Consider the following 22,201-nt stretch of genomic DNA (forward strand, 5'->3'; position numbering starts at 1 on the left):
GTGCGGGCTTCCGTCGGCCTGCCCGTGGGGCGCGGCCTGCTCTACCTGATCGTCGCCGGTGCCGCCTGGGGCACCGCGGGCGCGGCCGCCTCCCTGGTCTACCGGACCAGCGACATGGGACCCGTCGCCCTGTCCTTCTGGCGCTGCGCGGTCGGCGCCGTCCTGCTGCTCGCCGTGCGCCCCCTGCGCCCCCGCGGGCGGCCGGCCGCGCCCGTGCCGCTCGGCCGCAGGCTGCGGCGAGCCGCTGCCGTCGGCGCCGGCCTCGCCGTGTTCCAGACGGCCTACTTCGCCGCCGTGGCGGCCACCGGGCTGGCCGTGGCGACCGTCGTCACCCTCGGCGCCGGGCCCGTCCTCATCGCGCTCGGCGCCCGGCTCACGATGGGCGAACGGCTCGGCCGGGCCGGCCTGACCGCCGTCGCCGGGGCGCTCGCCGGGCTGGGCGTGCTGGTGCTCGGCAGCGGCGGTGCCACCGTACGGCCCTGGGGTGTGCTGATCGCCCTCGTGGCGGCGGCCGGCTACTCCGCGATGACGCTCCTCACCCGCTGGTGGGGCCGCGACGGCGGGGCGGACCAGTCCGGTACGACCCTCGGGGCGTTCGCGGTCACCAGCCTGTGCCTGCTGCCGTTCGCACTGGTGGAGGGGCTGGTGCCGCACACCGAGGACCCGGTACGGCTGCTGTGGCTGCTGGCGTACATCGCCTCGGTCCCGACCGCCCTGGCCTACGCCCTCTACTTCGCGGGCGCCGCCGTCGTACGGTCGGCCACCGTCTCCGTGATCATGCTGCTGGAGCCGGTCAGCGCGGCGGTGCTGGCCATCGTCCTGCTCGGCGAACGGCTGACGGCGGCGACCCTCATCGGCACCGCGCTGATGCTCGGCTCGGTCGCCGGCCTCGCCCTGGCGGAGGCGCGGGGGGCGCGGGCGGCGGTGGGGGAACCGGCCCTCGCGTGATGCCGGGCGGGCCTGCTGCGGGCCCGCCCACTCAGGTCCCGCGCCGGCGCGGCAGGTGCTGCCGGGCCGGCGCGATACGGTCCTGGACCTGAGCGGACCGCTTGCCCGCGTACGTGGACTCGGCCCGCGCACCGGTCACTTCCAGCCGCAGCCCGCGGATACCGAACAGTGGGCGGCCGTACGCTGCTGCCACTCGGTGTCCTCGCGCGGTGCGTCCCAGGGACGGGCCGGCGTCACAGGGCCGAGAGGTAGTCGGGGAGCTCGATGCCGGGGGTCAGGCCGGCGTCGGCGAGCGGGGTGCCGTACTGCCTGCGGACCGGGACCACACCGGCCCAGTGGGGCAGGGAGAGGTCCTCGGGCTCGTCGTTCACGCCGCCGGTGCGCAGCTTGGCGGAGACCTCGCCCAGGTCGAGGCGGAGCACGGCGGTCGCCGCCAACTCCTTGGGGCTGGCGGGGCGGGAGTCGGCCGACCGGCCCGGCACCACGTGGTCGACCAGCGCGTCCAGTGCCGTCCGCTTCTCCTCCGGGTCGGTGACCTGGTGGGCGACGCCGTGCACCACGACGGAGCGGTAGTTGATCGAGTGGTGGAAGGCGGAGCGGGCCAGGACCAAGCCGTCGACATGGGTGACCGTCAGGCAGACCGGCAGTCCCGGATCGGCCTTTTGGGCCATGCGCAGCGGGCGCGAGCCCGTCGAGCCGTGCACGTAGAGCCGCTCGCCGACCCGGCCGTACAGCGTCGGCAGCACCACGGGCACGCCGTCGCGGACGTAGCCGAGGTGGCAGAGGTAGCCCTCGTCGAGTATCGCGTGCACCAGCTCCTTGTCGTACGACGCCCGGTGCGCGGAACGGGTGGGGACGGTGCGGTCGGTCGGGGTGTAGGAACCGGTCGGTGACGTCGGCGGCTGGGTCCCCTGCATTGCGATCTCCATTGCACTAGTGCATAATCTGGTTTGTGCTAGGAGGATATCGGATCAAGGGTCGGCGCGCAGCGGAGATTGCGGCGAGCATCGAGCACGCGGTGGGCTCCGGCGAGCTTGAGCCTGGCCAACTTCTACCGTCGATGCGGGAATTGGCGGTCGAACTCGGGGTCAATCCCAACACCGTCGCGGCCGCGTACCGAGTGCTGCGCGAGCGCGGGGTCATCGAGACCGCCGGGCGCCGGGGCAGCCGGGTGCGGCCCGCGCCGGCCACGACCGGACGGGATCTCATCCGCGTGGACGTGCCCGAGGGCGTGCGCGACGTGTCGAACGGCAACCCGGATCCGGCGCTGCTGCCACCGCTGGCGCCGGCGTTCGCGGCGGCCGCGGCGCAGGGCGACCGTGAGCCGGTGCTGTACGGGGACGTGGCCGTGGAGCCGGAGCTGGCCCGCATGGCCCGTGCGGGGCTGGACGCCGACGGGGTGGCGGACGGCCCGCTCGCCGTCGTCTCCGGAGCGCTCGACGGAGTGGAGCGCGTCCTCGCCGCCCACCTCAGGCCCGGCGACACGGTCGCCGTCGAGGATCCGGGGTGGGGGAGCACCCTGGACCTCGTCCCGGCGCTCGGGCTGCGCACGGCCGGGGTCGGCGTCGACGACGAGGGGCCCCTCGCCGACGACGTCCGCCGTGCCCTGCGGGGCGGCGCGCGGGCGCTCATCGTCACGGACCGGGCGCAGAACCCGACCGGCGCCGCGGTGAGCGCCACGCGCGTGCGTGCCCTGCGGGCCGTCCTCCGGGAGCATCCGGAGACGCTGCTGATCGAGGACGACCACGGTCACGGCATCGTCGACCTGCCCCTGCATCCGCTCGCCGGGGCCACGGGGCACTGGGCCTTCGTGCGCTCGGTCGCCAAGGCGTACGGCCCCGACCTGCGGCTCGCCGTGCTCACCGGGGACGAGGTCACGGTCGACCGGGTCCGCGGCCGGCAGCGCCTCGGACCCGGCTGGGTGAGCCGCCTGCTTCAGCTGGCCGTGGTACGGCTGTGGGCGGACGGCGCCCCGGACACGCGCGCGGTGGCGGCGGCCTACGGGCGGCGGCGCGAGCTGTTGATCGGCGCGCTGGCCGAGCGCGGGGTCGCCGCGCACGGGCGCAGCGGGATGAACGTGTGGGTGCCCGTGCCGGACGAGACCGGCGTCGTCGCGAGCCTGCTGCACGCCGGCTGGGCCGTCGCCCCCGGCGCCCGCTTCCGGCTGAACGCCCCGCCCGGCATCCGGATCACGGTCTCGACCCTGCGGGAGGGGGAGGAGGCCGAGCGGCTGGCGGACGCGGTGGCGGCGTCGCTCCGCCCGGCGCCGGCGCGGAGCTACGTGTAGGGGGCCGCCGCGGCCTACGCGTTCTTCGGGCGGGCCTGGGTCAGGGCCGCGCCCGCCAGGACGACCACCGCGCCGACCGGGGTCGACCAGGTGAGGTGTTCGCCGAGTACGGCGAGGCCGGCGGCGGTGGCGATGACCGGGATGAAGTACGTGACCATCTGGGCGGTCGTCGGGCCGACCTCGGCGACCAGACCGTACTGGACGAGCATCGCCACGCCCGTGCCCAGGGCGCCCAGCGCGGCGATCGCGAGCAGCGGCACGACGGGCAGGTGGTCGGGGGCGTTGGTGAACAGCGGTGTGACGACGGCGAGTTGCAGCGTGGCCAGGAGCAGCTGGCCACCGGTCAGCGACAGGTGGGACTCGGTGGAGCCCGCCAGGGTGCGGCGGACGTAGATCCAGCCGACCGGGTAGCTCAGCGAGGCCAGCAGGGCCATCGCGGTGCCGCCGACGTCCAGGCCGTGGAAGCCCTGCCAGGCGCCGAGCACGGTGAGCACCCCGAGGAAGCCGAGCCCGAGCCCCGCTACCCGCAGCCGGGTCGGGCGGTCCTCGGAGAGGGCGACGAGAGACAGGGCCATGCCCCACAGCGGCGAGGTCGCGTTGCAGATGCCCGCGAGGGTGGACGGGATCGTCAGCTCCGAGTACGCGAAGAGCGAGAACGGCAGCGCGTTGAGGAAGAAGGCCGCGACCGCCAGATGCCCCCAGGTGCGTGCGCCGCGCGGCAGCCGCTCCCGCTTCACCGCCATCGCCACCGCGAGCACCGCCGTGCCGAACACCAGCCGCCCGAGCGTCACTTGGAAGGGCGCGAAGCCCTCCGTGCCCACCTTGATGAACAGGAAGCTGAAGCCCCAGACCAGCGAGAGGAAGGCGAAACGGACCTGCCAGTGCACAGGGCGGGCGCGGCGGACCCGCCCGGCCGGGGCGGGCGGGGCGGGCGGGGTCTGCGAGGAGACGGCGGAGGTGCTCATGGTCGTACGATGCCTGCCGCCGACCTCGTAGCACAATCGAGAATTCGCGCGCGATATCTCGTAGCATCGCTTACATGTTGAACCTGGAGCGCCTGCGCACGCTCGACGCCCTCGCCCGGCACGGTTCGGTCAGCGGCGCGGCCGAGGGGCTGCACGTGACGACGTCGGCCGTCTCCCAGCAGATGGCCAAGCTGGAGCGGGAGGTGGGCCAGCAGCTCCTGGCCAAGAACGGCCGGGGTGTGCGGCTCACGGACGCCGGCCGGCTGCTGGCCGAGCACGCGGCGCGCATACTGTCGCAGGTCGAGCTCGCCCAGTCCGACCTGGAGGCCCAGCGCGGGCAGGTGGCCGGCGAGCTGCGGCTGGGCGCGTTCCCCACCGCCGCGCGCGGGCTGTTTCCGGCGGCCCTGTCCCATCTGCGCGAGCGGCATCCGGGGCTCAGGGTGTGCACCGTGGAAATGGAGCCGGCCGCCGCGGTGCGGGCCGTGGTGCGCGGTGACGTCGACCTGTCGGTCGTCCTCGACTGGTACAACAAACCACTGCCCGTGCCGGAAGGACTCACCCGGGCCCCGATCCTCGACGACCCCGCCGACGTGGCGCTGCCCGCCGCGCACCCCCTCGCCGACCGCACCGAGGTCGACCTCGAAAACTTCGCGGACGACGACTGGGTCACCTGGGGCGAGGCCGAGTTCTGCGACGAGTGGCTGCTGGACACGCTCCGCTCCAAGGGCGTCGAACCGCGCATCGCCCATCGCGCCGAGGAGCACGCCACCCAACTGGCCCTGGTCGCCGCCGGCCTGGGTGTGTGCGTGGCACCCCGGCTCGGGCGAGGCCCACTGCCCGCGGGCGTGCGCACCGTCCCGGTACGGCAGGCCGTACGACGCCACGTCTACGCCGTATGGCGCACCGACGCCGACCGCCGCCCCTCGATCCGCGCAGCGATCACCGCCCTCCGCACGACAGGAGCCCGGACAGCCTGAACGACCCGCCCACAGCCGCCGACCGAGTCCACCCGGACCCGGCGTGCCCACAACGCCCGCCACACGGTGGCCGAGGCCTTGCGGGTGGCGGCGGAGTGGGTCGGCTGGTGGTCGCGGTCCGGTGCTCCCGGTGTCGGGCCCGGTGGGTGCGGCCCTCGTGGGGGGCCGGAGACCGGCGTGTGTTCGGCGGGTGTGCCGCGTCTACGCGGAGCCCAGTTTGCGGAAGTCCCAGGAGACGATCTTTTCCGGGGTCAGGCGGATCCAGGCGTGGCGGCCGTCGTGGGGCATTTCCTCCAGGCCGAAGTTCTTGCGGGCGAACAGTGTTTCGGGAAGGTCGAGTTCGGCGCGGAGCTCGCCGGTGCGCGGTGCTTCGCCGACGAACTCCGCCGTGCCGGACAGCTCCACTCCGCGCAGCTGGTCGTACTCCTCGCCGGTGTCGACGACTATGGCCACCCTCGGGTCGCGCCGCAGGTCGGCCCAGCGCTTGCTGCGTACCACGGAGTAGAGCCACAGCGAGGTGCCGTCCCAGACGAACCACAGGGCGCTCACATGCGGTGCGCCGCCGGTCGATGTCGTGGCGACCCGGCAGGTGCGCTGTGTGGTCAGGAACTCGTCCAGCTCGCCCGGCGTCATCATGATCTTCCGGCCCCGGCGCTGAGTGACGGTCATGCGGCCCCTCTTTCTTTTCTCCCACGTGGTGTCAGAGGACAGACCTCTGACACCACGTCAGAAAAAGATGAGGCGCGTCCTCCCCCCGTCCCGCGATGTCCGGCTGCACGGATCGTCACCGGCCTCTCGGGCAACGGGGCGATCCCGACGCCAGCGCGGGGGTGCCCTCCGACCGCACCCCCGCGATGATCCTCCACACCGCTACCGGGGACGTCAGGCGAGCTTGATCTCGCCGTCCGCGACCGAGATGTTCTTCGCGGCCAGCGGCTGGACCGCAGGCCCTTTCTTGACGCTGCCGTCGGTGGCGGAGAACTCGCTGTTGTGGCAGGGGCAGATGATCACCCCGTTGGCGATCCGGTTCACCGCGCACCCCTGGTGGGTGCACTTGGCCGAGAAGGCCTTGAACTCACCCTTCGTCGGCTGCGTGACCACCACACCCTCGCCGCCGAAGACCTTGCCGCCCCCCTCGGGGATGTCGGAGGTCTTCGCCAGCACCGCGCCGCCGGAACCGGCCGCGGCGCCGTCGCCCCCCGAACCGCCGCTCGCGTTGCTGCCGTTCTGCGTGGTGGACGAGCCGGACGAGGACTTGTCCCCGGATCCGCACGCGGTCAGTGCGACGGCGAGCCCCGCCGCGCCCACCGCCGCCACGACCGTACGGCGGGCCGGTGCCCCTTGGGGCTGAAGCGATTCGCTGGTCATGCTGACGTTTCCTTCCGCGCAGACTTCCTGGTCCGCCCAGGGGTACGGCCTGCGAGCACCCGGTGTTCAGCGGATTCTTGAGACGGACCCTGGGCGTTCACGCCCGGGGGGAATCGCATCCTCAAGAGGGTCTGTCCGGTGTGGTGGGTGAACGGCTCTGTCCCGTGATCGGTGGTGACGAAACGTGACCGGGGTCGTCGACATCGCATGCGAGACGCCAACTCCCTTGTGATCACGGTGTTTTCGAGGTTGCCGGTACTGATCGTCGAGGATGTGGTGGACGAGGGCCAGGTGATCCGTCTGTCGGCCCGGACCCAGGAGGAGTCGGTGCCGTGCCCGATGCGCGGGACGCCGACCGCGAGGGTGCGTGGCTTCCACCGGCGCACGGTGACGGACGTACCGGTGGACGGCCGACGGGTGGTGGTATCGGTGCAGGCGCGGCGCCCGGTCTGTCCGGTGCCGGGCCGTCCGAGGCGGACCTTCCGCGAGCAGGTCCCCGGAGTGCTGGAGCGCTACCGGCGCCGCACCACCCGGCCGGCCGACTTGACTCCATTGCAGAAGAGTCGGCAGACCGGGCGGGCGCCCGCCTCTCCCAGTGCCTCGCCGTCGCGATCTCCCGCTCGACCGCACTGCGGATGCCGGCGAGGCTGCCACCGCCCCCGCTGCGGGTGCCACGGGTACTCGACGGCGACGACTTTGCCCCGAGGCGGCGCCACCACTACGCCGCCATCCTCGACGACGCCGGGACCGGCGAGCGGACCGACGTACTGCCCGACCGCGGCGCGGATACGCTCGCACGGTGGCTACGCGAGCATCCGGGCGTCGAGATCGTCTGCCGCGACGGCTCGGGAACTCACAGCGAGGCGGCCCGCCGGGCCCTGCCCGATGCGGTACGGGCCGGCGACCGCCGGCACCGGGTCCACGACCTGCTCGGCAAGGGCGTCGGCCCGCTCGAACGCGCCCGCCGCCTCAGTCCGGCCCCCGTCCACGAGGATCGGGTCGTCCTCGGTGAGCGCGGCGAACTCCGGCTCCTGGTGACAGACCGCCGGCACGGTCTCCCCGGCTCGCTGGGTACGGAGCAGGGCCTCCGCTCCGCGAGTCGTTCCGCAGTAGCCGCTGCGCGGCGGTGTCGGACATGCGGGGATGTCAACCGGTTGCCGATCTGTACCCGGACGCCAGTTCGACGAAGCCGGTTCCTCGCCGGTCGCAGCACTAGGCAGGGCGCGGCACGGACGCGAACGTGGACAGGGTGAACCAGCCGGGGGCGGCCCGGCGGAGTGTCTCGGGACCGTCGACCCTGACCGATCCCGCGCGCAGTGCGTCGGACCAGCCGAGGTCGCCCCGCCACACCCGGATGAGGCTGACCAGGCTCGCCGTGAACGTAACCGTCACCGCGTGGCCGGGGTCGATGTCGCAGACGTCGGCCTCGCCGGGGGTGATGACCAGCCACCAGTTCCGCGCGTGCGCGGGCATGTCCGGGAAGTCGAACAGGACCACCGTGCGGCCCTCGGGGACCGTGTCGAAGTCGATCCTGCGGTGCATGTCCCACAGCAGCAGTTTCGGGTCGAGATCCTCGTCCCCGAGCTCACCGATCCAGCGGGTGCCCCAGACGCCCAGGGCCTCCACCACGGGCCGCAGTTCCTCACCGGCCGGCGTCAGGACGTAACTCACGTCCTTGCCCTCGGTCCGCTTCTCCGCGATGCCGGCCCGTACCAGCCGGTGCAGCCGCTTGGACAGCAGCGTGGGGGACATCCGCGGTACCCCGCGGCGCAGCTCATTGAAGTGACGGCTCCCGGTGACCATCTCCCGCACGATGAGCAGTGTCCAGCGCTCGTCGAGCAGCTCCATCGCCTTGGCGACAGGACAGAACTGGCCGTACGTGGTCCCCATGTCAGCAGATTAGGCCGCGGGTTCGCGCCGGACCACCCGGGTGAGGGGCAACGGTCCGCGGCGACCGTCCGCCGGTACAGATCCTGTACTAGGGCGGGGCGCCACCGCGTTCCTAGGCTCGATGACGCGGCGACGGAACCGCGCGAGGAACTCTCGAGGAGCGCAGTCATGACGAACGCGATCGACACGGCGGAGGCCGACCGTGCGCTGAAGGCCAAGCACCGGGCGATGTGGGCTCAGGGCGACTACCCGTCCGTGGCCGCCGAGCTCATTCCAGGGCTGGGGGAGACCCTGGTGGAGGCGTGCGGGGTGCGCCCGGGCGACCGGGTGCTGGACGTCGCGGCGGGCACCGGTAACGCGGCGATCCCGGCGGCACTGGCCGGAGCGGACGTGGTGGCCGCCGATCTGACGCCCGAGCTGCTGGAGACCGGGCGGCGGCTGGCCGGGGAACGGGGGGCGCGACTGCGGTGGCAGGAGGCCGACGCCGAGGCGCTGCCCTTCGACGACGCCGCCTTCGACACCGTGCTGTCCTGCGTCGGGGTCATGTTCGCCCCGCACCACCGGACGGCCGCCGATGAACTCCTCAGGGTCTGCCGGCCGGGTGGCACCCTCGGTGTGCTGAGCTGGACGCCCGACGGGTTCATCGGCCGGATGCTGGCCAGGATGAAGCCGTACGCACCGCCGCCCCCACCCGGGGCGCAGCCGCCCCCTTTGTGGGGAGACCCGGAGCATGTCCGGGCGCTCCTCGGGGACCGCGTCACCGGCGTGACCGCCGAACGCCGGACGGTCGTGGTCGACCGCTTCGCCACGCCGGAGGCGTTCCGGGACTACTTCAAGCAACGCTACGGCCCGACGATCAGCGTCTACAAGTCGATCGCCGACGACCCCGAGCGCATCGCCTCGCTGGACACCGACCTGACCGAACTCGCCGGTCGCCACGATCAGGGCACGGGTGTGGGAAACCTGGTCCTGGAATGGGAGTACCTGCTGTTCACCGCACGCCGCGCGGACTGAGTGCACGGTCCGGTCACACCGGCAGCGGCCGCCCGGCCAGGGCGCTCGACCGGCGGGCGGTGCGGCACTCGTGTGCCTCGACCAGCTCGGCGTACTCGGGAGCGGCGGAGTCGCCCGTGCCCCAGCGGGAGCGCGGCTCGGGGTTCAACCAGTGGACGCGCCGACCGCGCGCCGGGCGACCTCTTCCCCGCCCCGCCGCTCGGCGACCCGGCGCCGGGTCGCCGCGGCCGCCATCCGGCGGAACTCCTTGCTGCGCCGCCGGGTCCCGCCTCCAGCAGCCGGTCACCGAAACCGGTGCTGTCGCCACGCGCCCGCACCTCGTCCCGTACCCGCGCGAGCAGCGTCTGCGGACGCGGTCGGTCCAGCGTCCGGTACGACGACCAGCCGCCCGGCGGTGGCGAACTCCCCTGTCCGCCGAGGCCGTCGACCGCGTTCACGGTCAACCGGCCGATGAGGGCCGTGTCGTTGGCGACGAGTGCCGCCGCCGGCCGCTCGCGCAGGTCCTCCCGGTCGGCGGGCTCGCCGTCCTGCGCGCCGTCCTGCGCGCCGACGCGGCGCGGAAAGCACAGCTCGAAGGCCGTGTCGAACGCCGGGCGCTGACCGGTGGTGTGCAGCAGGGGCACCGCCAGGCCCTCCCGGAGTGCCGCTCATCAACCGCGTCCGGCGGATCGACCGCCCCGGCAGGGCGTCTTCGCGGTCCGGTCGGCCGACGGGTGAGCCGAGGAGGACGAAGCCGCGATCGCACACTTCCCAGGAGCGCGTGGGAGACCTCGCTGACACAGGACGTCGAACTTCAAGGCGGTCACCGGATCGCGGAGCCGACCGGCCTGAACATCCGCGAGGGCCGGCCGGAGGGGACGTGGCTGACCGTCCGCCGGGTGCGGCCCTCCCGCCGGCGGACGAGGAAGCCGGCGCGGTGGCCCGGGCACTCCTCGCCGACTGTCACGCTCGGTTACTATGCTCACTTCATGCGGGGGCCGGGAGCAAGGGGCGCACCGCCATTGACGGGCTGCTCGGAAGGCAGGGGGATCAGGATGCCGGTCGCAACTCCCCAGATTCTCCCCAGGGCTGATCGCGGCCGGTTCGCCGGGTTGTGCGTGTCTGGGGGATTAGTCATGGATTGCAAGGCCGAGAAGGCGTATAGCCTGAGAAAATGCTGATTGAGGTCATCGCAACCCGCTACATCACGCCGCTGCGTGAGGGCGGCTCGCTGCCGGGGCTGATCGAGGCGGACGACTTCGGGACGTACGTCCTGAAGTTCACCGGCGCCGGGCAGGGCCGCAAGACGCTCGTCGCCGAAGTGGTCTGTGGGGAGCTCGCCCGGCGGCTGGGGCTGCGGGTGCCCCGGCTGGTGACCGTCGCCCTCGACGCGGTGCTGGGCCTCGGCGAACCCGACGAGCAGGTGCAGGAGCTGCTGAGGTCCAGCGGCGGCACCAACCTCGGAATGGACTTCCTCTCCGGCGCCCTCGGCTTCGACCCGCTCGCCTTCCCGGTGGACGCCCAGGAGGCCGGGCGGATCGTCTGGTTCGACGCGCTGGTGAACAACGTCGACCGTTCCTGGCGCAACCCCAACCTGCTGCGATGGCGCGGCGAGCTGTGGCTCGTCGACCACGGCGCCACCATGATCTGGCACCACAACTGGCCCGGCGCCGAGGCCTCCGCCCAGCGCCCCTACGACGCCTCCGACCACGCCCTCGCGTCCTTCGGTCCCGACGTCACCACCGCCGCCGAGCGGCTCGCACCCCTGGTCACCGAGGACCTGCTCGCCGAGGTGACCGCCGAGATCCCGGACGTCTGGCTGGCCGGCGAGCCCGGCTTCGACACGCCGGACGACCTGCGGCGGGCCTACGCACGGCCGCTGCTCGCGCGGGCCGCCGTCATCCACGAGCGCATCCACGGCATCGAGGAGGCCGAGTGAGCGACCGTCACCTCGCCGGCGGCGGCCGGGCGGGCCGGCGTCACATCGTCCGGGCCGGCCGGCCGGGCGACCGCGACGTCTACGAGTACGCCCTGCTGCGCGTCGTCCCGCGCGTGGAGCGCGGCGAGTGCATCAACGCGGGCGTGCTCGTCTACTGCCGCGCCCAGGCCTACGTCGGCGCCCGCACCCACCTCGACGAGGCCCGGCTGCTGGCCCTGGACCCGCACGCGGACGTCGCCGGTGTCCGGGCCGCCCTCGCCGCGGTCGAGGGCGTGTGCGCCGGGGGAGCGGCTGCCGGGCAGGCCGCGGGCGACGACGCCGGGCGGCGCTTCCGCTGGCTGGTCGCGCCCCGCTCCACCATCGTCCAGCCCGGCCCGGTGCACACCGGGCTGACCGCCGACCCGGCCGCGGAGACGCGGCGGTTGCTGGACCTGTTGGTGAGGTAATGGATCACACGCACCCGGTGTGCCGTTGACACCGCGTGCCAGGACTCCTAGCGTCACACCCACCGAAGGTACTAAGCGGTCGCTCACCGCAGATCAGGTTCTCTCAAGGGCGAGGAGAAACAGCAATGTCCACCACTGAGCAGCGGGTCGCCGTCGTCACCGGCGCCGCGCGCGGCATCGGCGCCGCCACCGCCGTACGGCTGGCCGCCGAAGGTCGCGCGGTCGCCGTCATCGACCTCGACGAGGCCGCCTGCAAGGACACCGTGGAGAAGATCACCGCGGCCGGCGGCAGGGCCGTCGCGGTCGGCGCCGACGTCTCCGACGAGGCGCAGGTCGAGGCGGCGGTCGCACGCATCGCCGACGAGCTCGGCGCGCCCGTCATCCTGGTCAACAACGCGGGTGTGCTCCGCGACAACCTGCTGTTCAAGATGAGCGTCTCGGACTGGGACACCGTCATGAACGTCCACCTGCGCGGTTCCTTCCTGATGACCCGTGCCTGCCAGAAGCACATGGTGGACGCCGGCTTCGGCCGGATCGTCAACCTCTCCTCGTCCTCCGCGCTCGGCAACCGCGGCCAGGTCAACTACTCGGCCGCCAAGGCCGGTCTGCAGGGCTTCACCAAGACCCTCGCCAAGGAGCTCGGCAAGTTCGGCATCACCGCCAACTCGGTCGCCCCCGGCTTCATCGCCACCGAGATGACCAAGGCCACCGCCGAACGCGTCGGCATGGGCTTCGAGGACTTCAAGGCCGTGGCCGCCACCCAGATCCCGGTGCAGCGCGTCGGCGAGCCGGAGGACATCGCCAACGCCATCGCCTTCTTCACCGGCGACGCGGCCGGCTTCGTCTCCGGCCAGGTGCTGTACGTCGCCGGCGGACCGCTCGACTAGGGATCGACAGGGATCACGGACATGACTGAACTTTCCGGCAAGGTCGCCCTCGTCACCGGCGCCAGCCGCGGCATCGGCTACGGCGTCGCCGAGGCCCTGGTCGCCCGCGGCGACCGGGTGTGCATCACCGGCCGCAACGAGGACGCCCTGAAGGAGGCCGTCGACAAGCTCGGCTCCGACCGGGTGATCGGCGTCGCGGGCAAGGCCCACGACGAGACCCACCAGGCCGAGGCCGTCGAGCGCGTCATGGAGGCGTTCGGCCGCGTGGACCACCTGGTCAACAACGCCGGCACCAACCCGGTGTTCGGGCCGATGGCCGACCTCGACCTGAACGTGGCGCGCAAGGTCTTCGAGACCAACGTGATCTCCGCGCTCGGCTTCGCCCAGCGCACTTGGCACGCCTGGCAGAAGGACAACGGCGGCTCGATCGTCAACATCGCCTCGATCGCGGGCCTCGCGCCCTCGCCGTTCATCGGCGCCTACGGTGTCAGCAAGGCCGCGATGATCAACCTGACCCAGCAGCTGGCGCACGAGTTCGCGCCGAAGGTGCGGGTCAACGCGATCGCGCCGGCCGTGGTGAAGACCAAGTTCGCCCAGGCGCTGTACGAGGGCCGGGAGGCGGAGGCGGCCGCCTCCTACCCGCTCGGCCGGCTCGGCGTGCCCTCCGACATCGGCGGCGCGGCCGCGTTCCTCACCTCCGCGCAGTCCGACTGGATCACCGGGCAGACGCTCGTCGTCGACGGCGGCATCTTCCTCAACGCCGGAGTGGGCTGACCGTCCCGGCGCCGGTTCCGTCGGTTCGTCGACATGCCTCTTCATCGACGTCGACTTGGCGGAATCGGCGCCCTTGCCGACCGAAAACACACGCACGGCCGGATGACAACGTCGTCACGGCTCATGCTGATCAAGAGCCCCGTCCGAACCAGGTTCAACGGCCGGGGCACTGCGGTATGGTCTGCCGACCCTTGGTATGGCAGATCGAGGAGCGTGCGCGTGTTCAACCGGAACCGATGTCTGCGGCCGGCGGTGGCGGCGGCGGCCCTATCCCTGGTGACCGGGTGCAGCGTCCTGTCCCCCGGCGACTCCGCCGGCGAGGGACCGATCGTCGTGGGGACCACCAGTGCCCCCAGCACCTTGGACCCCGCTGCTTCCTGGGACGGGTCCTGGGAGCTGTACCGCAACATCTTCCAGACCCTGCTGGCCTACCCGAACGGCGCGACCACCCCCCAGCCCGACGCCGCGGAGAGCTGCGAGTTCACCGGCACCGACTACCGCACCTATCGCTGCCGGTTGCGCCCGGAGATGAAGTTCGCCGACGGGGACGCGCTGGACGCGCGCGCCGTCAAGTACTCCATCGACCGCATACGGGCCGTCGACGTGGCCGGCGGCCCGGCCGGACTGCTCGGCAGCCTGGACAGCGTGCGGGCCGTCGGCGACCGGGAGGTCGTCTTCCAGCTCAACAAGCCCGACGCCACCTTCCCGTTCGTGCTCGCCACACCGGCCATGTCGATCGTCGACCCGAACGACTACCCGGCCCGCTCCCTGCGCGAGGACAACAAGGTCTCCGGGTCCGGGCCGTACACCCTGCGGTCGTACGAGGACGGAAAGAAGGCGGAACTGGTCAAGAACGACCACTACAAGGGGTTCGCCGAGCGAAGAAACGATGCGGTGACCATTCGCTACTTCCAGGACTCCGCCACCATGGTCAAGGCGCTGCGGGACAGGCGGATCGACGTCACCTACCGCGGCCTGGCCGCCGGCGACATCATCTCCCTGCAGCGCAAGGACTCCAAGGACCTCCAGCTCGTCGAGGGCGCCGGCACCGACATCAGCTACCTGGTGTTCAACCCCAAGGACCCGTGGGCCGCCAAGCCGGCCGTACGCAAGGCCGTGGCCCAGGTCGTCGACCGCGCGGCCATCGTGCACCACGTCTACGAGGACACCGTCGACCCGCTGTACTCCATGGTCCCCAAGGGCCTCACCGGCCACACGACCGGCTTCTTCGACAACTTCGGGGACCCCAGCGTCTCCAAGGCGCGCAGGTTCCTCACCGACGCGGGCATCACCCAGAAGGTCCCGCTCACCCTCTGGTACACCACCGACCGCTACGGCTCGGAGACCGCCAAGGAGTTCCAGGAGCTCAAGCGGCAGCTCGAGGACTCGGGCCTGTTCACGATCACTCTGAAGAGCCGGCCCTGGAAGACGTACGTCGTCGGCTACCAGAAGGGCGAGTACCCGGTCTTCGGGCGCGGCTGGTTCCCGGACTTCCCCGACGCCGACAACTTCATCGCGCCCTTCGTGGGCCAGGAGAACGCGCTCGGCACGCCCTACCCGGAGTCGCGGATCACCAAGGTGCTGCTGCCCGAGTCCCGCCGCGAGAGCGACCGCGCGAACGTGGTCAAGCAGTTCCGGAAGGCGCAGCAGATCCTGGTGGACGACGCGCGGCTGCTGCCGCTGTGGCAGGGCAAGCAGTACGTGGCCGCCAGCAACGACATCTCGGGCGGCGAGCGGGCCCTCGACCCCTCGACGATCATGATGATGTGGGAGCTGTCCCGCAAGACCAGCTGGTAGACGAGGGCGTTCTCCGGGGCGCGGGTCCGTTGTCAGCGGTCGCCTGTAGGTTCTGGGACCAGGAAGTGACCGCACATCGTGAGGACGTTGACGTGACCGACATCGCCATGCTGCCCGAGTCCTGGCGCGGGGTTCTGGGTGACGAACTGCAGCAGCCCTACTTCAAGGAGCTGACCGAGTTCGTCGAGGACGAGCGGGCGAAGGGTCCCGTCCACCCGCCGCGCGAGGAGGTCTTCGCCGCGCTGGACGCCACACCGTACGACCAGGTGAAGGTCCTGATTCTCGGTCAGGACCCTTACCACGGCGAGGGACAGGGCCACGGGCTGTGCTTCTCGGTCCGCCCCGGCGTGAGGATCCCGCCGTCCCTGCGCAACATCTACAAGGAGATGCACGAGGAGCTGGGCACGCCGATCCCGGACAACGGCTACCTCATGCCGTGGGCCCGGCAGGGCGTGCTCCTGCTGAACGCGGTGCTCACGGTCCGCGGCGGCGAGGCCAACTCCCACAAGGGCCGGGGCTGGGAGCGGTTCACCGACGCGGTGATCCGCGCGGTGGCCGGCCGTCCCGACCCGGCGGTCTTCGTCCTGTGGGGCAACTACGCGCAGAAGAAGCTCCCGCTGATCGACGAGACCCGGCACGTGGTGGTCAAGGGCGCGCACCCGTCGCCGCTGTCGGCGAAGAAGTTCTTCGGTTCCCGCCCGTTCACGCAGATCAACGAGGCGGTGGCACGGCAGGGGCACGAGCCGATCGACTGGCGGATCCCGAACCTGGGGTGACGCGGGCGCGGGGGCGCGGTGATCGCCGGTGGCTGCCGTTAGCGTCGGAGGCGTCGGTCGGCGACAGGCTGGAGGACGCGCGGTGGTGGAGCGACAGGAGCAGGCGGCGTCGGACGCCGTGATGACGCGGATCGGGCAGGGCGTCATGCTGCATCACGCCGGGGACCGGGAGGAGGCCCGGGGCCGTTTCCTCGCCCTGTGGGCGGAGATCGGCGAGGACGGCGACCCGCTGCACCGCTGCACGCTGGCCCACTACATGGCCGACACCCAGGACGACCCCGCGGACGAGCTGGCCTGGGACCTCAGGGCCCTGTCGGCGGCCGAGGAACTCCACGACGACCGGCTCGCCGGGCACGAGGGCGCGCCGGCGGCCCGTGCCCTGTACCCGTCCCTCCACCTGAACCTCGCCGCCGACTACATGAAACTCGGCCACCGCGAGGCGGCCCGCACCCACCTGCGGCGGGCCCGCGGCGCGGCGGACGCCCTCGCCGACGACAGCTACGGCGACGGCGTCCGCGCGGCGATCCACCGGCTGGCGCTGCGGCTGGGGGAGGGCGGTTCGGGCGGGAGGACGGGGGGTCCACCCCGGCAGCGGTCGTAGGCCGGGCCTCTCGGGCCGTACGCCCGCCTCAACGGCCGTACGCCTGGCTGCAGATCCTCGCTTCCGGGCTGTCCGGCTTCCACCCGCCGTACTGCCTGCCGAGGGCGCACAGGTCCGCGGTCCGCGACGCCGGAACCTGGGTGCGCGGTGGCAGCGGCGGGTGCGGGTGACGCGGGGCCGGGTGCGAGGGGACGCGGCGGCCGGGGGAGCGGGGCGTCGGCGGGTTCTGCCGCTTCTCCGTCGGGGACGGTACGGCAGGGGCCCGGGTCCGCTCGGTCGGCTTCGGAGAAGGGGAGGAGCCGACGAGCTCCAGGGCCTCGCGGGCCGGGGCCTGGGCGGCCTGCCGGCCGGCGGTGCCGTCCGGGCGCGGGGCGGGAGGAAGGGCGGAGGCCGCCGACGCGACGGGGGCGGGTGGCCGCTGGACCGTGACACAGCCGGAAAGAGCCGTGACGGCCATGGTGACCAGGAGCGTTGCGGTGGTCGACGTACGATGCACCCGCGCCACTGTGCTGGGTCCGGGCCGCCGATACGCCGAAAACGGGCAAAGGAGGCCACGGACGGGTGATCTTGGGCCCCGTAAGGGGTGGGGACGGCGCCCGCGGCTGACGCCGACGGCCGGTCTCAGCCCCCGGTCGCTCCGTCGATGCGCTCCCGGATCAGATCGGCGTGGCCGTTGTGCCGGGCGTACTCCTCGATCATGTGGGTGTAGATCCACCGCAGGTTGAACGGCTCGTCGGTGAACCTGCTGCTCCCCTTCGACAGGTCGTCCAGGCCGAATCCGGCGGCGTTGCGGCGGGCGGTCTCGATCTCGGCCTGCCAGGTGGCGTACGCCTCCGCCCAGGTGTCGCCCTCGGTGACGTGGAAGTCGCCGTCCGGGTCCTGCTCGCTGTAGTAGATCGGTCCGGGGGCGTCTCCCACGAGCACCTTGCGGAACCAGCCGCGCTCCACCTCGGCCATGTGCCGCACCAGCCCCATCAGGGACAGCTCGGACGGCTCGGCGGACGCGGTCCGCAACTGTTCGTCGGTCAGGCCCTCGCACTTCCACGCCAGCGTCTGCCGGTGATAGTCCAACCAGCCTTCCAGCATGGCGCGTTCACCGGCGTTCTGGGCGGGCTCTCGTCGCTCGGTCGTCATGCCCCCGATCCTGGCCCACACCCTGCCCGTCACGCCATGGGTTTTCCGGCGCCGAACATCCCCTGCAGCAGCTCCCGCAGGTCGGCCCGCACCTCGTCCAGCTCCGGCACGCGCGCGTGGAAGGACCCCGCCACGCAGGAGTACATCAGCCCGTCCGCCCAGGCGACCAGGGACAGTACGTGCCGCTCGGGATCGCTGGAGCCCATCGCCGTGACCAGCGAGCCGAGCTGGTCGTGGAAGCGGGCTCCCGCCGCGTCGAAGTGGGCCCGCAGTTCCGGGCGGCGGGTGGCCTCCAGAGCCAGTTCGTAGCGGGCGAGGGTGAGGGCGCGGTTGAGGGTCAGCGCGCGGTGCGCGGCCAGCGCCAGTCCCTCCACCAGCGAGTCGAGACCGCCGGTGCGCGGGTCCGGCATCTCGTGCAGCGCCAGCACCCGCGCCTCCCGCTCGGCCAGCCGTCGTACCGCCAGCTCCAGCAGGGCCTGGCGGGTGCGGGCGACGTTCGACGTCGAACCCTGCGGCAGCCCGGCCGCCTCGTCGACCGCGCGGTGCGTCAGACCGCGCATCCCGCGCTCGGCGAGCAGGGCGAGGGCGGTGTCGGCGACGAGAACTGCGCGGGGGGCGCTCGCGGGGCGTGCGGACATGGAGATCAACCTACCGGTGGACTGCGTCGTAGTACGGCGCACTACATCCGTAGTATCGTCGAGCCATTGCCTCACTACAGGTGTAGTCTCATCGTGCAGGAGGAGCCATGCCCCAGCAGCCACGCGCCGTCGTCATCGGCGGCGGTATCGCAGGACTCGCCGCGGCCGCGGCCCTGTACCGGGCCGGCCGGCAGGTCACCGTGCTGGAACGGGCCCCCTCCCTGGAACCCGTCGGCGCGGCCATCTCGCTCTCCCCGAACGCCCTGCGCGCCCTGGACGTCCTCGGCATCGGCGACCGGATCCGTGACCTGGCCGCCTGGCAGGGCGACGGCGGACTGCGCACCCCGTCCGGCCGCTGGATCACCAGGACCGACGCCACCGCGGCGGCCGAGCGGTTCGGCGGCCCCCTCGTACTGCTGCACCGCACCACCCTGATCGACAGCCTGGCCGCCCTGCTTCCGCCCGGCGCCGTCCGGACGAGCGCCGCCGCGAGCCTCGTCGACCCCGGCGACGACCGCCGCCCGGCCCGCGTGTCCACTCCCGACGGCGAGCTGGAGGCCGACCTGGTGGTGGCCGCCGACGGCATCCACTCCGCCGCCCGCCGGACGCTGTTCCCCGGCCATCCCGGGCCCGTCTACGCGGGATTCACCACCTGGCGGGTCATGATTCCCGTGCCCGGCGCCGAGTTCGCCTCCCACGAGACCTGGGGCAGGGGGTGCCTGTGGGGCACGCATCCGCTCAAGGACGGTCGGGTCTACGCCTACGCCGCCGCCGTGACGCCCGCCGGACAGCGCGCCGACGACGAGAAGGCCGAACTCCTGCGTCGCTTCGGCGACTGGCACGACCCGATCCCCGCAGTTCTCGCCGCCGCCCGGCCCGAGGACGTGCTGCGCCACGACGTCCACCACATCGCCGAGCCGCTGCCCGCGTACCACCGCGGCCGGGTCGCTCTCCTCGGCGATGCCGCGCACGCCATGCCGCCGAACCTCGGACAGGGCGGCAACCAGGCCATCGAGGACGCCGTCGTCCTGGCCCTCCCCCACTCTCGCCTGCGCTCCAGCGGGGGGACCTCCATCGCGGACGACCTCGCCGCCTACACCGCGGCCCGGCTGCCCCGCACGACCGCGATCGCCCGGCAGGCCGTCCGGGCCGCGCGGCTCAACCTGATGCGCAACCGCGTCGGGATCGCCGTACGCGACACCGCGATCATCGCGCTGTCCAAGGCCTGCCCGGCGCTGTTGCTGCGCGGTTTCGACGGCATCGCCGACTGGCGGCCACCGCAGCGGCCGTATGCTGCCGTGCAGGCAGGCACAGGCGAGCGGTGAAGGAGTCCGTGTGAAGGTCGGCTGCGTCGGACTCGGCGACATCGCGCAGAAGGCGTATCTGCCGGTGCTCGGCACGTTGCCGGGGGTCGATCTGTACCTGCAGACCCGGACGCCCGCGACGCTCCGGCGGGTCGCCGACAGCCTGCACCTGCCCGCCGAGCGGCGCCACGCGGACCTGGACTCCCTCCTCGCCCAGGGACTCGACGCCGCCTTCGTGCACGCCCCCACCGCCGCCCACCCCGAGATCGTCGGCCGGCTGCTCGAGGCCGGCGTACCGACGTACGTCGACAAGCCGCTCGCCTACGAACTCGCCGACTCCGCGCGCCTGGTGGCGCTCGCCGAGGAGCGGAACGTTTCGCTCATGGTCGGGTTCAACCGGCGCCACGCGCCCGGGTACGTGCAGTGCGCCGACCATCCGCGCGAGCTGATCCTGATGCAGAAGAACCGCGTCGGGCTGCCCGAAGAACCCCGCACCATGATCCTCGACGACTTCATCCACGTCGTGGACACACTGCGGTTCCTGGTGCCCGGCCCGGTCGACGACGTGACCGTACGCGCGCGCGTACGGGACGGCCTGCTGCACCACGTCGTGCTTCAACTCGCCGGGGACGGGTTCACCGCGCTCGGCGTGATGAACCGGCTCAGCGGCTCGGCGGAGGAGATCCTCGAGGTCTCCGGGCAGGACACCAAGCGGCAGGTGGTCAACCTCGCCGAGACCGTCGACCACAAGGGCCAGCCGACCGTGCGGCGGCGCGGCGACTGGGTGCCGGTCGCCCGGCAGCGCGGTGTCGAGCAGGCCGTGCTGTCCTTCCTCGACGACGCCGTACGCGCCGGGAAGGTGCTCAGCGCACGTGACGCGCTCGAGACTCACGAACTGTGCGAGCGGGTGGTGCGGACGGTGCTGGAGCGCTCCGGCGCGGCCTGAACGCCCTGACGCCCTCCGTCACGCCCAGCGCGGCCAGCACCAGCAGCGCACCGTGCGCCGGCCAGTCGCCGAAGCGGACGTACAGGGTGATGCCGTGCGCGGTCGGCACGTCGTACACGCGCGTGGTGCTCGCGTCCGTGCCGAGCCAGTCGCCGACGCGCTGCCCGCTCGGGCCGTACACGGCGGACACCCCGGTCAGCGTGGCGTGCACCACGGGCCGGCCGGTCTCCGCGGCGCGCAGCGCGGCCAGCGACGCGTGCTGCTCGGGGGCCCAGCTCTGCTGGAAGGTCGAGGTCGACGACTGGGCGACCAGCACCCCGGCGCCGTCCTGCGCGAGGTGCCGGCTCATGTCCGGGAACGCCGTCTCGAAGCAGATCAACGGGCCGATGCGCAGGCCGTGACCGACGTTCATCACCACCTGCTCGGTGCCCCGCCTGCGGTCCACGCCCGCCGCCCTGCCGACCGAGGTCGCCCAGCCGAGCACGGAGCGGGCCGGTATGTACTCGCCGAAGGGGACGAGCCGCATCTTGTCGTAGCGTTCGCCGGTCGGGCCGTTCGGGCCGACCAGGACCGAGCTCTTGTAGATGCCGGGCCGGTCGGAGCGCCGGGCGTCCACGTTGACCAGGACATCGGCGCCGGTCGCCCGGGACAGGGCCGCGATCCGCCGCGCCAGGTCCGGCCGCTGGGCCAGGTCGAAGCCGACGCTGCTCTCGCCCCAGACGACCAGATCGACGTGCTGCCCCACCAGGCGGCGGGTCAACCGCTCCTCCAGGTCGAAGCGGCGCTGCCCGCTCTCGGTGCCGGCGACCGTGCCGGGCTGTACGACGGCGATGCGGACATGCCCGTCGACGTCCGGGCGGGGCGCCCATACCCACGCGGCGGAGGCCGCCGCGGCCGTGGCCACCAGCCCGGCCACCGCAGGCATCCGCGCCGCGCGCACCGCGACGAGCAGGGCGACCGCGACATTGACGGCCACCACCAGGAAGCTCAGCAGCCACACCCCGCCGACCGAGGCCAGTCGCAGCGCCGGGGCCACCTGCCACTGGCTGGAGCCGAGCATCCCCCACGGGCCGCCCAGCCCCTGCCAGGACCGGACCAGTTCGACCGCCAGCCAGCCCGACGGCAGCACGAGCAGGGCGGCCGCGGCCCGCCCCGGCGAGGGCACCCCCGCCAGGAACCGCCGCACCAGCCACCCCCAGGGCGCCCACAGCAGGCCCAGCAGGGCCGCGAGCACGACGGTGAACACATGCAGGTTGGGCAGCAGCCAGTGGTGCACGGCCAGCATGAACCCCAGCCCGCCGAACCAGCCGTCGTACGCCGCCCGCTTCCCGGTCGGCGCGGAGCGGACCAGCAGGATCCACGGGACCAGGGCGACGTAGGCGAACCACCACAGCGACGGGGCGGGAAAGGCGAACACGGGCTGCGCACCCGCCACCGCGGCCAGCGCCGAACGCCGCCACGGAGAGGCCACCCACCGGCCGAGCGTCTCCATACGGAGCCCTCCTACCCCCGGATGGCTCCAGTGTGCGCG

At 72.7% G+C, this 22,201-nt stretch carries 26 protein-coding genes and 1 pseudogene; 14 read left to right on the forward strand and 13 right to left on the reverse strand.

Features of this window, described 5'->3' with window-relative positions; translation table 11 throughout:
* Positions 1-948 carry a DMT family transporter gene (locus ACX25U_RS30630; RefSeq protein ID WP_454384810.1) on the forward strand — a complete coding sequence of 316 codons (948 nt, stop codon included), beginning with the start codon at positions 1-3 and terminating at the stop codon, positions 946-948.
* A 31-nt stretch (positions 949-979) separates the two neighbouring features.
* Here ACX25U_RS30630 and ACX25U_RS30635 read toward each other — a convergent pair whose 3' ends face one another.
* A complete protein-coding gene (locus tag ACX25U_RS30635) occupies positions 980-1,141 on the reverse strand; it encodes a hypothetical protein (protein WP_454384812.1) in 162 nt (53 codons plus the stop codon).
* A gap of 40 nt (positions 1,142-1,181) precedes the next feature.
* Positions 1,182-1,865 carry a pyridoxamine 5'-phosphate oxidase family protein gene (locus tag ACX25U_RS30640; RefSeq protein ID WP_454394588.1) on the reverse strand — a complete coding sequence of 228 codons (684 nt, stop codon included), beginning with the start codon at positions 1,863-1,865 and terminating at the stop codon, positions 1,182-1,184.
* A 35-nt stretch (positions 1,866-1,900) separates the two neighbouring features.
* Here ACX25U_RS30640 and ACX25U_RS30645 point away from each other — a divergent pair, with 35 nt between their 5' ends.
* A complete protein-coding gene (locus ACX25U_RS30645; RefSeq protein ID WP_454384814.1) occupies positions 1,901-3,235 on the forward strand; it encodes an aminotransferase class I/II-fold pyridoxal phosphate-dependent enzyme in 1,335 nt (444 codons plus the stop codon).
* A 14-nt stretch (positions 3,236-3,249) separates the two neighbouring features.
* Here ACX25U_RS30645 and ACX25U_RS30650 read toward each other — a convergent pair whose 3' ends face one another.
* Positions 3,250-4,236, reverse strand: a complete 987-nt coding sequence (locus ACX25U_RS30650; protein ID WP_454384816.1) for a DMT family transporter — start codon at positions 4,234-4,236, stop codon at positions 3,250-3,252.
* 38 nt (positions 4,237-4,274) lie between these two features.
* On the opposite strand from ACX25U_RS30650, the gene ACX25U_RS30655 reads away from it, so the two are divergent.
* Complete coding sequence (locus ACX25U_RS30655) at positions 4,275-5,177, forward strand: LysR family transcriptional regulator (protein WP_454384818.1); 903 nt, start codon at positions 4,275-4,277, stop codon at positions 5,175-5,177.
* Positions 5,178-5,378: 201 nt separating this feature from the next.
* Here the strand turns inward: ACX25U_RS30655 and ACX25U_RS30660 are convergent, their stop codons facing one another.
* Positions 5,379-5,846 (reverse strand): pyridoxamine 5'-phosphate oxidase family protein, encoded by a 468-nt coding sequence (locus tag ACX25U_RS30660; RefSeq protein WP_454384819.1) that lies wholly within the window; start codon positions 5,844-5,846, stop codon positions 5,379-5,381.
* Positions 5,847-6,059: 213 nt separating this feature from the next.
* On the reverse strand, positions 6,060-6,545 hold the full coding sequence (locus ACX25U_RS30665; RefSeq protein WP_454384821.1) for a Rieske (2Fe-2S) protein: 486 nt from the start codon (positions 6,543-6,545) through the stop codon (positions 6,060-6,062).
* Positions 6,546-7,180: 635 nt separating this feature from the next.
* Between ACX25U_RS30665 and ACX25U_RS30670 the strand changes: the two genes are divergently transcribed.
* On the forward strand, positions 7,181-7,798 hold the full coding sequence (locus ACX25U_RS30670) for a transposase (RefSeq protein ID WP_454384823.1): 618 nt from the start codon (positions 7,181-7,183) through the stop codon (positions 7,796-7,798).
* Here the strand turns inward: ACX25U_RS30670 and ACX25U_RS30675 are convergent.
* Positions 7,758-8,435 carry a winged helix-turn-helix transcriptional regulator gene (locus tag ACX25U_RS30675; RefSeq protein WP_454384825.1) on the reverse strand — a complete coding sequence of 226 codons (678 nt, stop codon included), beginning with the start codon at positions 8,433-8,435 and terminating at the stop codon, positions 7,758-7,760. The genes ACX25U_RS30670 and ACX25U_RS30675 overlap by 41 nt on opposite strands.
* A gap of 168 nt (positions 8,436-8,603) precedes the next feature.
* On the opposite strand from ACX25U_RS30675, the gene ACX25U_RS30680 reads away from it, so the two are divergent.
* Positions 8,604-9,449 (forward strand): class I SAM-dependent methyltransferase, encoded by an 846-nt coding sequence (locus ACX25U_RS30680; protein ID WP_454384827.1) that lies wholly within the window; start codon positions 8,604-8,606, stop codon positions 9,447-9,449.
* Positions 9,450-9,462: 13 nt separating this feature from the next.
* Here the strand turns inward: ACX25U_RS30680 and ACX25U_RS30685 are convergent, their stop codons facing one another.
* The 3 genes and pseudogenes from ACX25U_RS30685 to ACX25U_RS30695 all read right to left on the reverse strand — a co-directional run bounded on the left by ACX25U_RS30685 (position 9,463) and on the right by ACX25U_RS30695 (position 10,395).
* The gene (locus tag ACX25U_RS30685) at positions 9,463-9,597 is read right to left on the reverse strand and encodes a hypothetical protein (protein ID WP_454384828.1); all 135 of its coding nucleotides are present in this window, start codon (positions 9,595-9,597) and stop codon (positions 9,463-9,465) included.
* A 14-nt stretch (positions 9,598-9,611) separates the two neighbouring features.
* Positions 9,612-10,090: pseudogene (locus ACX25U_RS30690) on the reverse strand (hypothetical protein); the annotation flags it as partial.
* A 161-nt stretch (positions 10,091-10,251) separates the two neighbouring features.
* Positions 10,252-10,395, reverse strand: a complete 144-nt coding sequence (locus ACX25U_RS30695) for a hypothetical protein (RefSeq protein ID WP_454384830.1) — start codon at positions 10,393-10,395, stop codon at positions 10,252-10,254.
* Positions 10,396-10,602: 207 nt separating this feature from the next.
* Here ACX25U_RS30695 and ACX25U_RS30700 point away from each other — a divergent pair, with 207 nt between their 5' ends.
* The 7 genes from ACX25U_RS30700 to ACX25U_RS30730 all read left to right on the forward strand — a co-directional run bounded on the left by ACX25U_RS30700 (position 10,603) and on the right by ACX25U_RS30730 (position 16,648).
* On the forward strand, positions 10,603-11,367 hold the full coding sequence (locus ACX25U_RS30700; RefSeq protein WP_454384832.1) for a HipA family kinase: 765 nt from the start codon (positions 10,603-10,605) through the stop codon (positions 11,365-11,367).
* Between the two features lie 44 nt (positions 11,368-11,411).
* Positions 11,412-11,813 carry a DUF3037 domain-containing protein gene (locus ACX25U_RS30705; protein ID WP_454394590.1) on the forward strand — a complete coding sequence of 134 codons (402 nt, stop codon included), beginning with the start codon at positions 11,412-11,414 and terminating at the stop codon, positions 11,811-11,813.
* A 125-nt stretch (positions 11,814-11,938) separates the two neighbouring features.
* Positions 11,939-12,700: a 3-oxoacyl-ACP reductase FabG gene (gene fabG, locus ACX25U_RS30710; protein WP_454384834.1), complete on the forward strand. Its 762-nt coding sequence runs from the start codon at positions 11,939-11,941 to the stop codon at positions 12,698-12,700.
* 21 nt (positions 12,701-12,721) lie between these two features.
* Positions 12,722-13,474, forward strand: a complete 753-nt coding sequence (locus tag ACX25U_RS30715; protein ID WP_454384835.1) for an SDR family oxidoreductase — start codon at positions 12,722-12,724, stop codon at positions 13,472-13,474.
* A 219-nt stretch (positions 13,475-13,693) separates the two neighbouring features.
* The gene (locus ACX25U_RS30720; protein WP_454384837.1) at positions 13,694-15,271 is read left to right on the forward strand and encodes an ABC transporter substrate-binding protein; all 1,578 of its coding nucleotides are present in this window, start codon (positions 13,694-13,696) and stop codon (positions 15,269-15,271) included.
* A gap of 92 nt (positions 15,272-15,363) precedes the next feature.
* Positions 15,364-16,047, forward strand: coding sequence for a uracil-DNA glycosylase (gene ung, locus ACX25U_RS30725; RefSeq protein WP_454384838.1), 684 nt, complete (start codon positions 15,364-15,366; stop codon positions 16,045-16,047).
* Between the two features lie 82 nt (positions 16,048-16,129).
* Complete coding sequence (locus tag ACX25U_RS30730; protein WP_454384840.1) at positions 16,130-16,648, forward strand: hypothetical protein; 519 nt, start codon at positions 16,130-16,132, stop codon at positions 16,646-16,648.
* Positions 16,649-16,676: 28 nt separating this feature from the next.
* Here ACX25U_RS30730 and ACX25U_RS30735 read toward each other — a convergent pair whose 3' ends face one another.
* From ACX25U_RS30735 to ACX25U_RS30745, 3 genes are all read right to left on the reverse strand, one after another.
* The gene (locus tag ACX25U_RS30735) at positions 16,677-17,144 is read right to left on the reverse strand and encodes a hypothetical protein (protein ID WP_454384841.1); all 468 of its coding nucleotides are present in this window, start codon (positions 17,142-17,144) and stop codon (positions 16,677-16,679) included.
* A gap of 125 nt (positions 17,145-17,269) precedes the next feature.
* The gene (locus ACX25U_RS30740) at positions 17,270-17,782 is read right to left on the reverse strand and encodes a DinB family protein (RefSeq protein WP_454384842.1); all 513 of its coding nucleotides are present in this window, start codon (positions 17,780-17,782) and stop codon (positions 17,270-17,272) included.
* Positions 17,783-17,811: 29 nt separating this feature from the next.
* On the reverse strand, positions 17,812-18,420 hold the full coding sequence (locus ACX25U_RS30745) for a TetR/AcrR family transcriptional regulator (protein ID WP_454384843.1): 609 nt from the start codon (positions 18,418-18,420) through the stop codon (positions 17,812-17,814).
* 107 nt (positions 18,421-18,527) lie between these two features.
* On the opposite strand from ACX25U_RS30745, the gene ACX25U_RS30750 reads away from it, so the two are divergent.
* Positions 18,528-19,745: an FAD-dependent oxidoreductase gene (locus ACX25U_RS30750; protein ID WP_454384845.1), complete on the forward strand. Its 1,218-nt coding sequence runs from the start codon at positions 18,528-18,530 to the stop codon at positions 19,743-19,745.
* 10 nt (positions 19,746-19,755) lie between these two features.
* Positions 19,756-20,670 carry a Gfo/Idh/MocA family protein gene (locus ACX25U_RS30755; protein WP_454384847.1) on the forward strand — a complete coding sequence of 305 codons (915 nt, stop codon included), beginning with the start codon at positions 19,756-19,758 and terminating at the stop codon, positions 20,668-20,670.
* Here the strand turns inward: ACX25U_RS30755 and lnt are convergent.
* Positions 20,588-22,162 carry an apolipoprotein N-acyltransferase gene (lnt, locus tag ACX25U_RS30760; RefSeq protein WP_454384849.1) on the reverse strand — a complete coding sequence of 525 codons (1,575 nt, stop codon included), beginning with the start codon at positions 22,160-22,162 and terminating at the stop codon, positions 20,588-20,590. The genes ACX25U_RS30755 and lnt overlap by 83 nt on opposite strands.
* Positions 22,163-22,201: the final 39 nt, after the last annotated feature.

This window comes from Streptomyces sp. JNUCC 63 (assembly GCF_054366325.1).

Bases quoted from the DNA above. Each gene is read 5' to 3' on its own strand.
- ACX25U_RS30655 (WP_454384818.1), top strand. From the start codon at position 4,275: ATGTTGAACCTGGAGCGCCTGCGCACGCTCGACGCCCTCGCCCGGCAC.
- lnt (WP_454384849.1), bottom strand. From the start codon at position 22,162: ATGGAGACGCTCGGCCGGTGGGTGGCCTCTCCGTGGCGGCGTTCGGCG.
- fabG (WP_454384834.1), top strand. From the start codon at position 11,939: ATGTCCACCACTGAGCAGCGGGTCGCCGTCGTCACCGGCGCCGCGCGC.
- ACX25U_RS30670 (WP_454384823.1), top strand. From the start codon at position 7,181: ATGCCGGCGAGGCTGCCACCGCCCCCGCTGCGGGTGCCACGGGTACTC.
- ACX25U_RS30675 (WP_454384825.1), bottom strand. From the start codon at position 8,435: ATGGGGACCACGTACGGCCAGTTCTGTCCTGTCGCCAAGGCGATGGAG.
- ACX25U_RS30745 (WP_454384843.1), bottom strand. From the start codon at position 18,420: ATGTCCGCACGCCCCGCGAGCGCCCCCCGCGCAGTTCTCGTCGCCGAC.
- ACX25U_RS30640 (WP_454394588.1), bottom strand. From the start codon at position 1,865: ATGCAGGGGACCCAGCCGCCGACGTCACCGACCGGTTCCTACACCCCG.
- ACX25U_RS30700 (WP_454384832.1), top strand. From the start codon at position 10,603: ATGCTGATTGAGGTCATCGCAACCCGCTACATCACGCCGCTGCGTGAG.
- ACX25U_RS30715 (WP_454384835.1), top strand. From the start codon at position 12,722: ATGACTGAACTTTCCGGCAAGGTCGCCCTCGTCACCGGCGCCAGCCGC.
- ACX25U_RS30665 (WP_454384821.1), bottom strand. From the start codon at position 6,545: ATGACCAGCGAATCGCTTCAGCCCCAAGGGGCACCGGCCCGCCGTACG.
- ACX25U_RS30680 (WP_454384827.1), top strand. From the start codon at position 8,604: ATGACGAACGCGATCGACACGGCGGAGGCCGACCGTGCGCTGAAGGCC.
- ACX25U_RS30750 (WP_454384845.1), top strand. From the start codon at position 18,528: ATGCCCCAGCAGCCACGCGCCGTCGTCATCGGCGGCGGTATCGCAGGA.
- ACX25U_RS30660 (WP_454384819.1), bottom strand. From the start codon at position 5,846: ATGACCGTCACTCAGCGCCGGGGCCGGAAGATCATGATGACGCCGGGC.
- ACX25U_RS30740 (WP_454384842.1), bottom strand. From the start codon at position 17,782: ATGACGACCGAGCGACGAGAGCCCGCCCAGAACGCCGGTGAACGCGCC.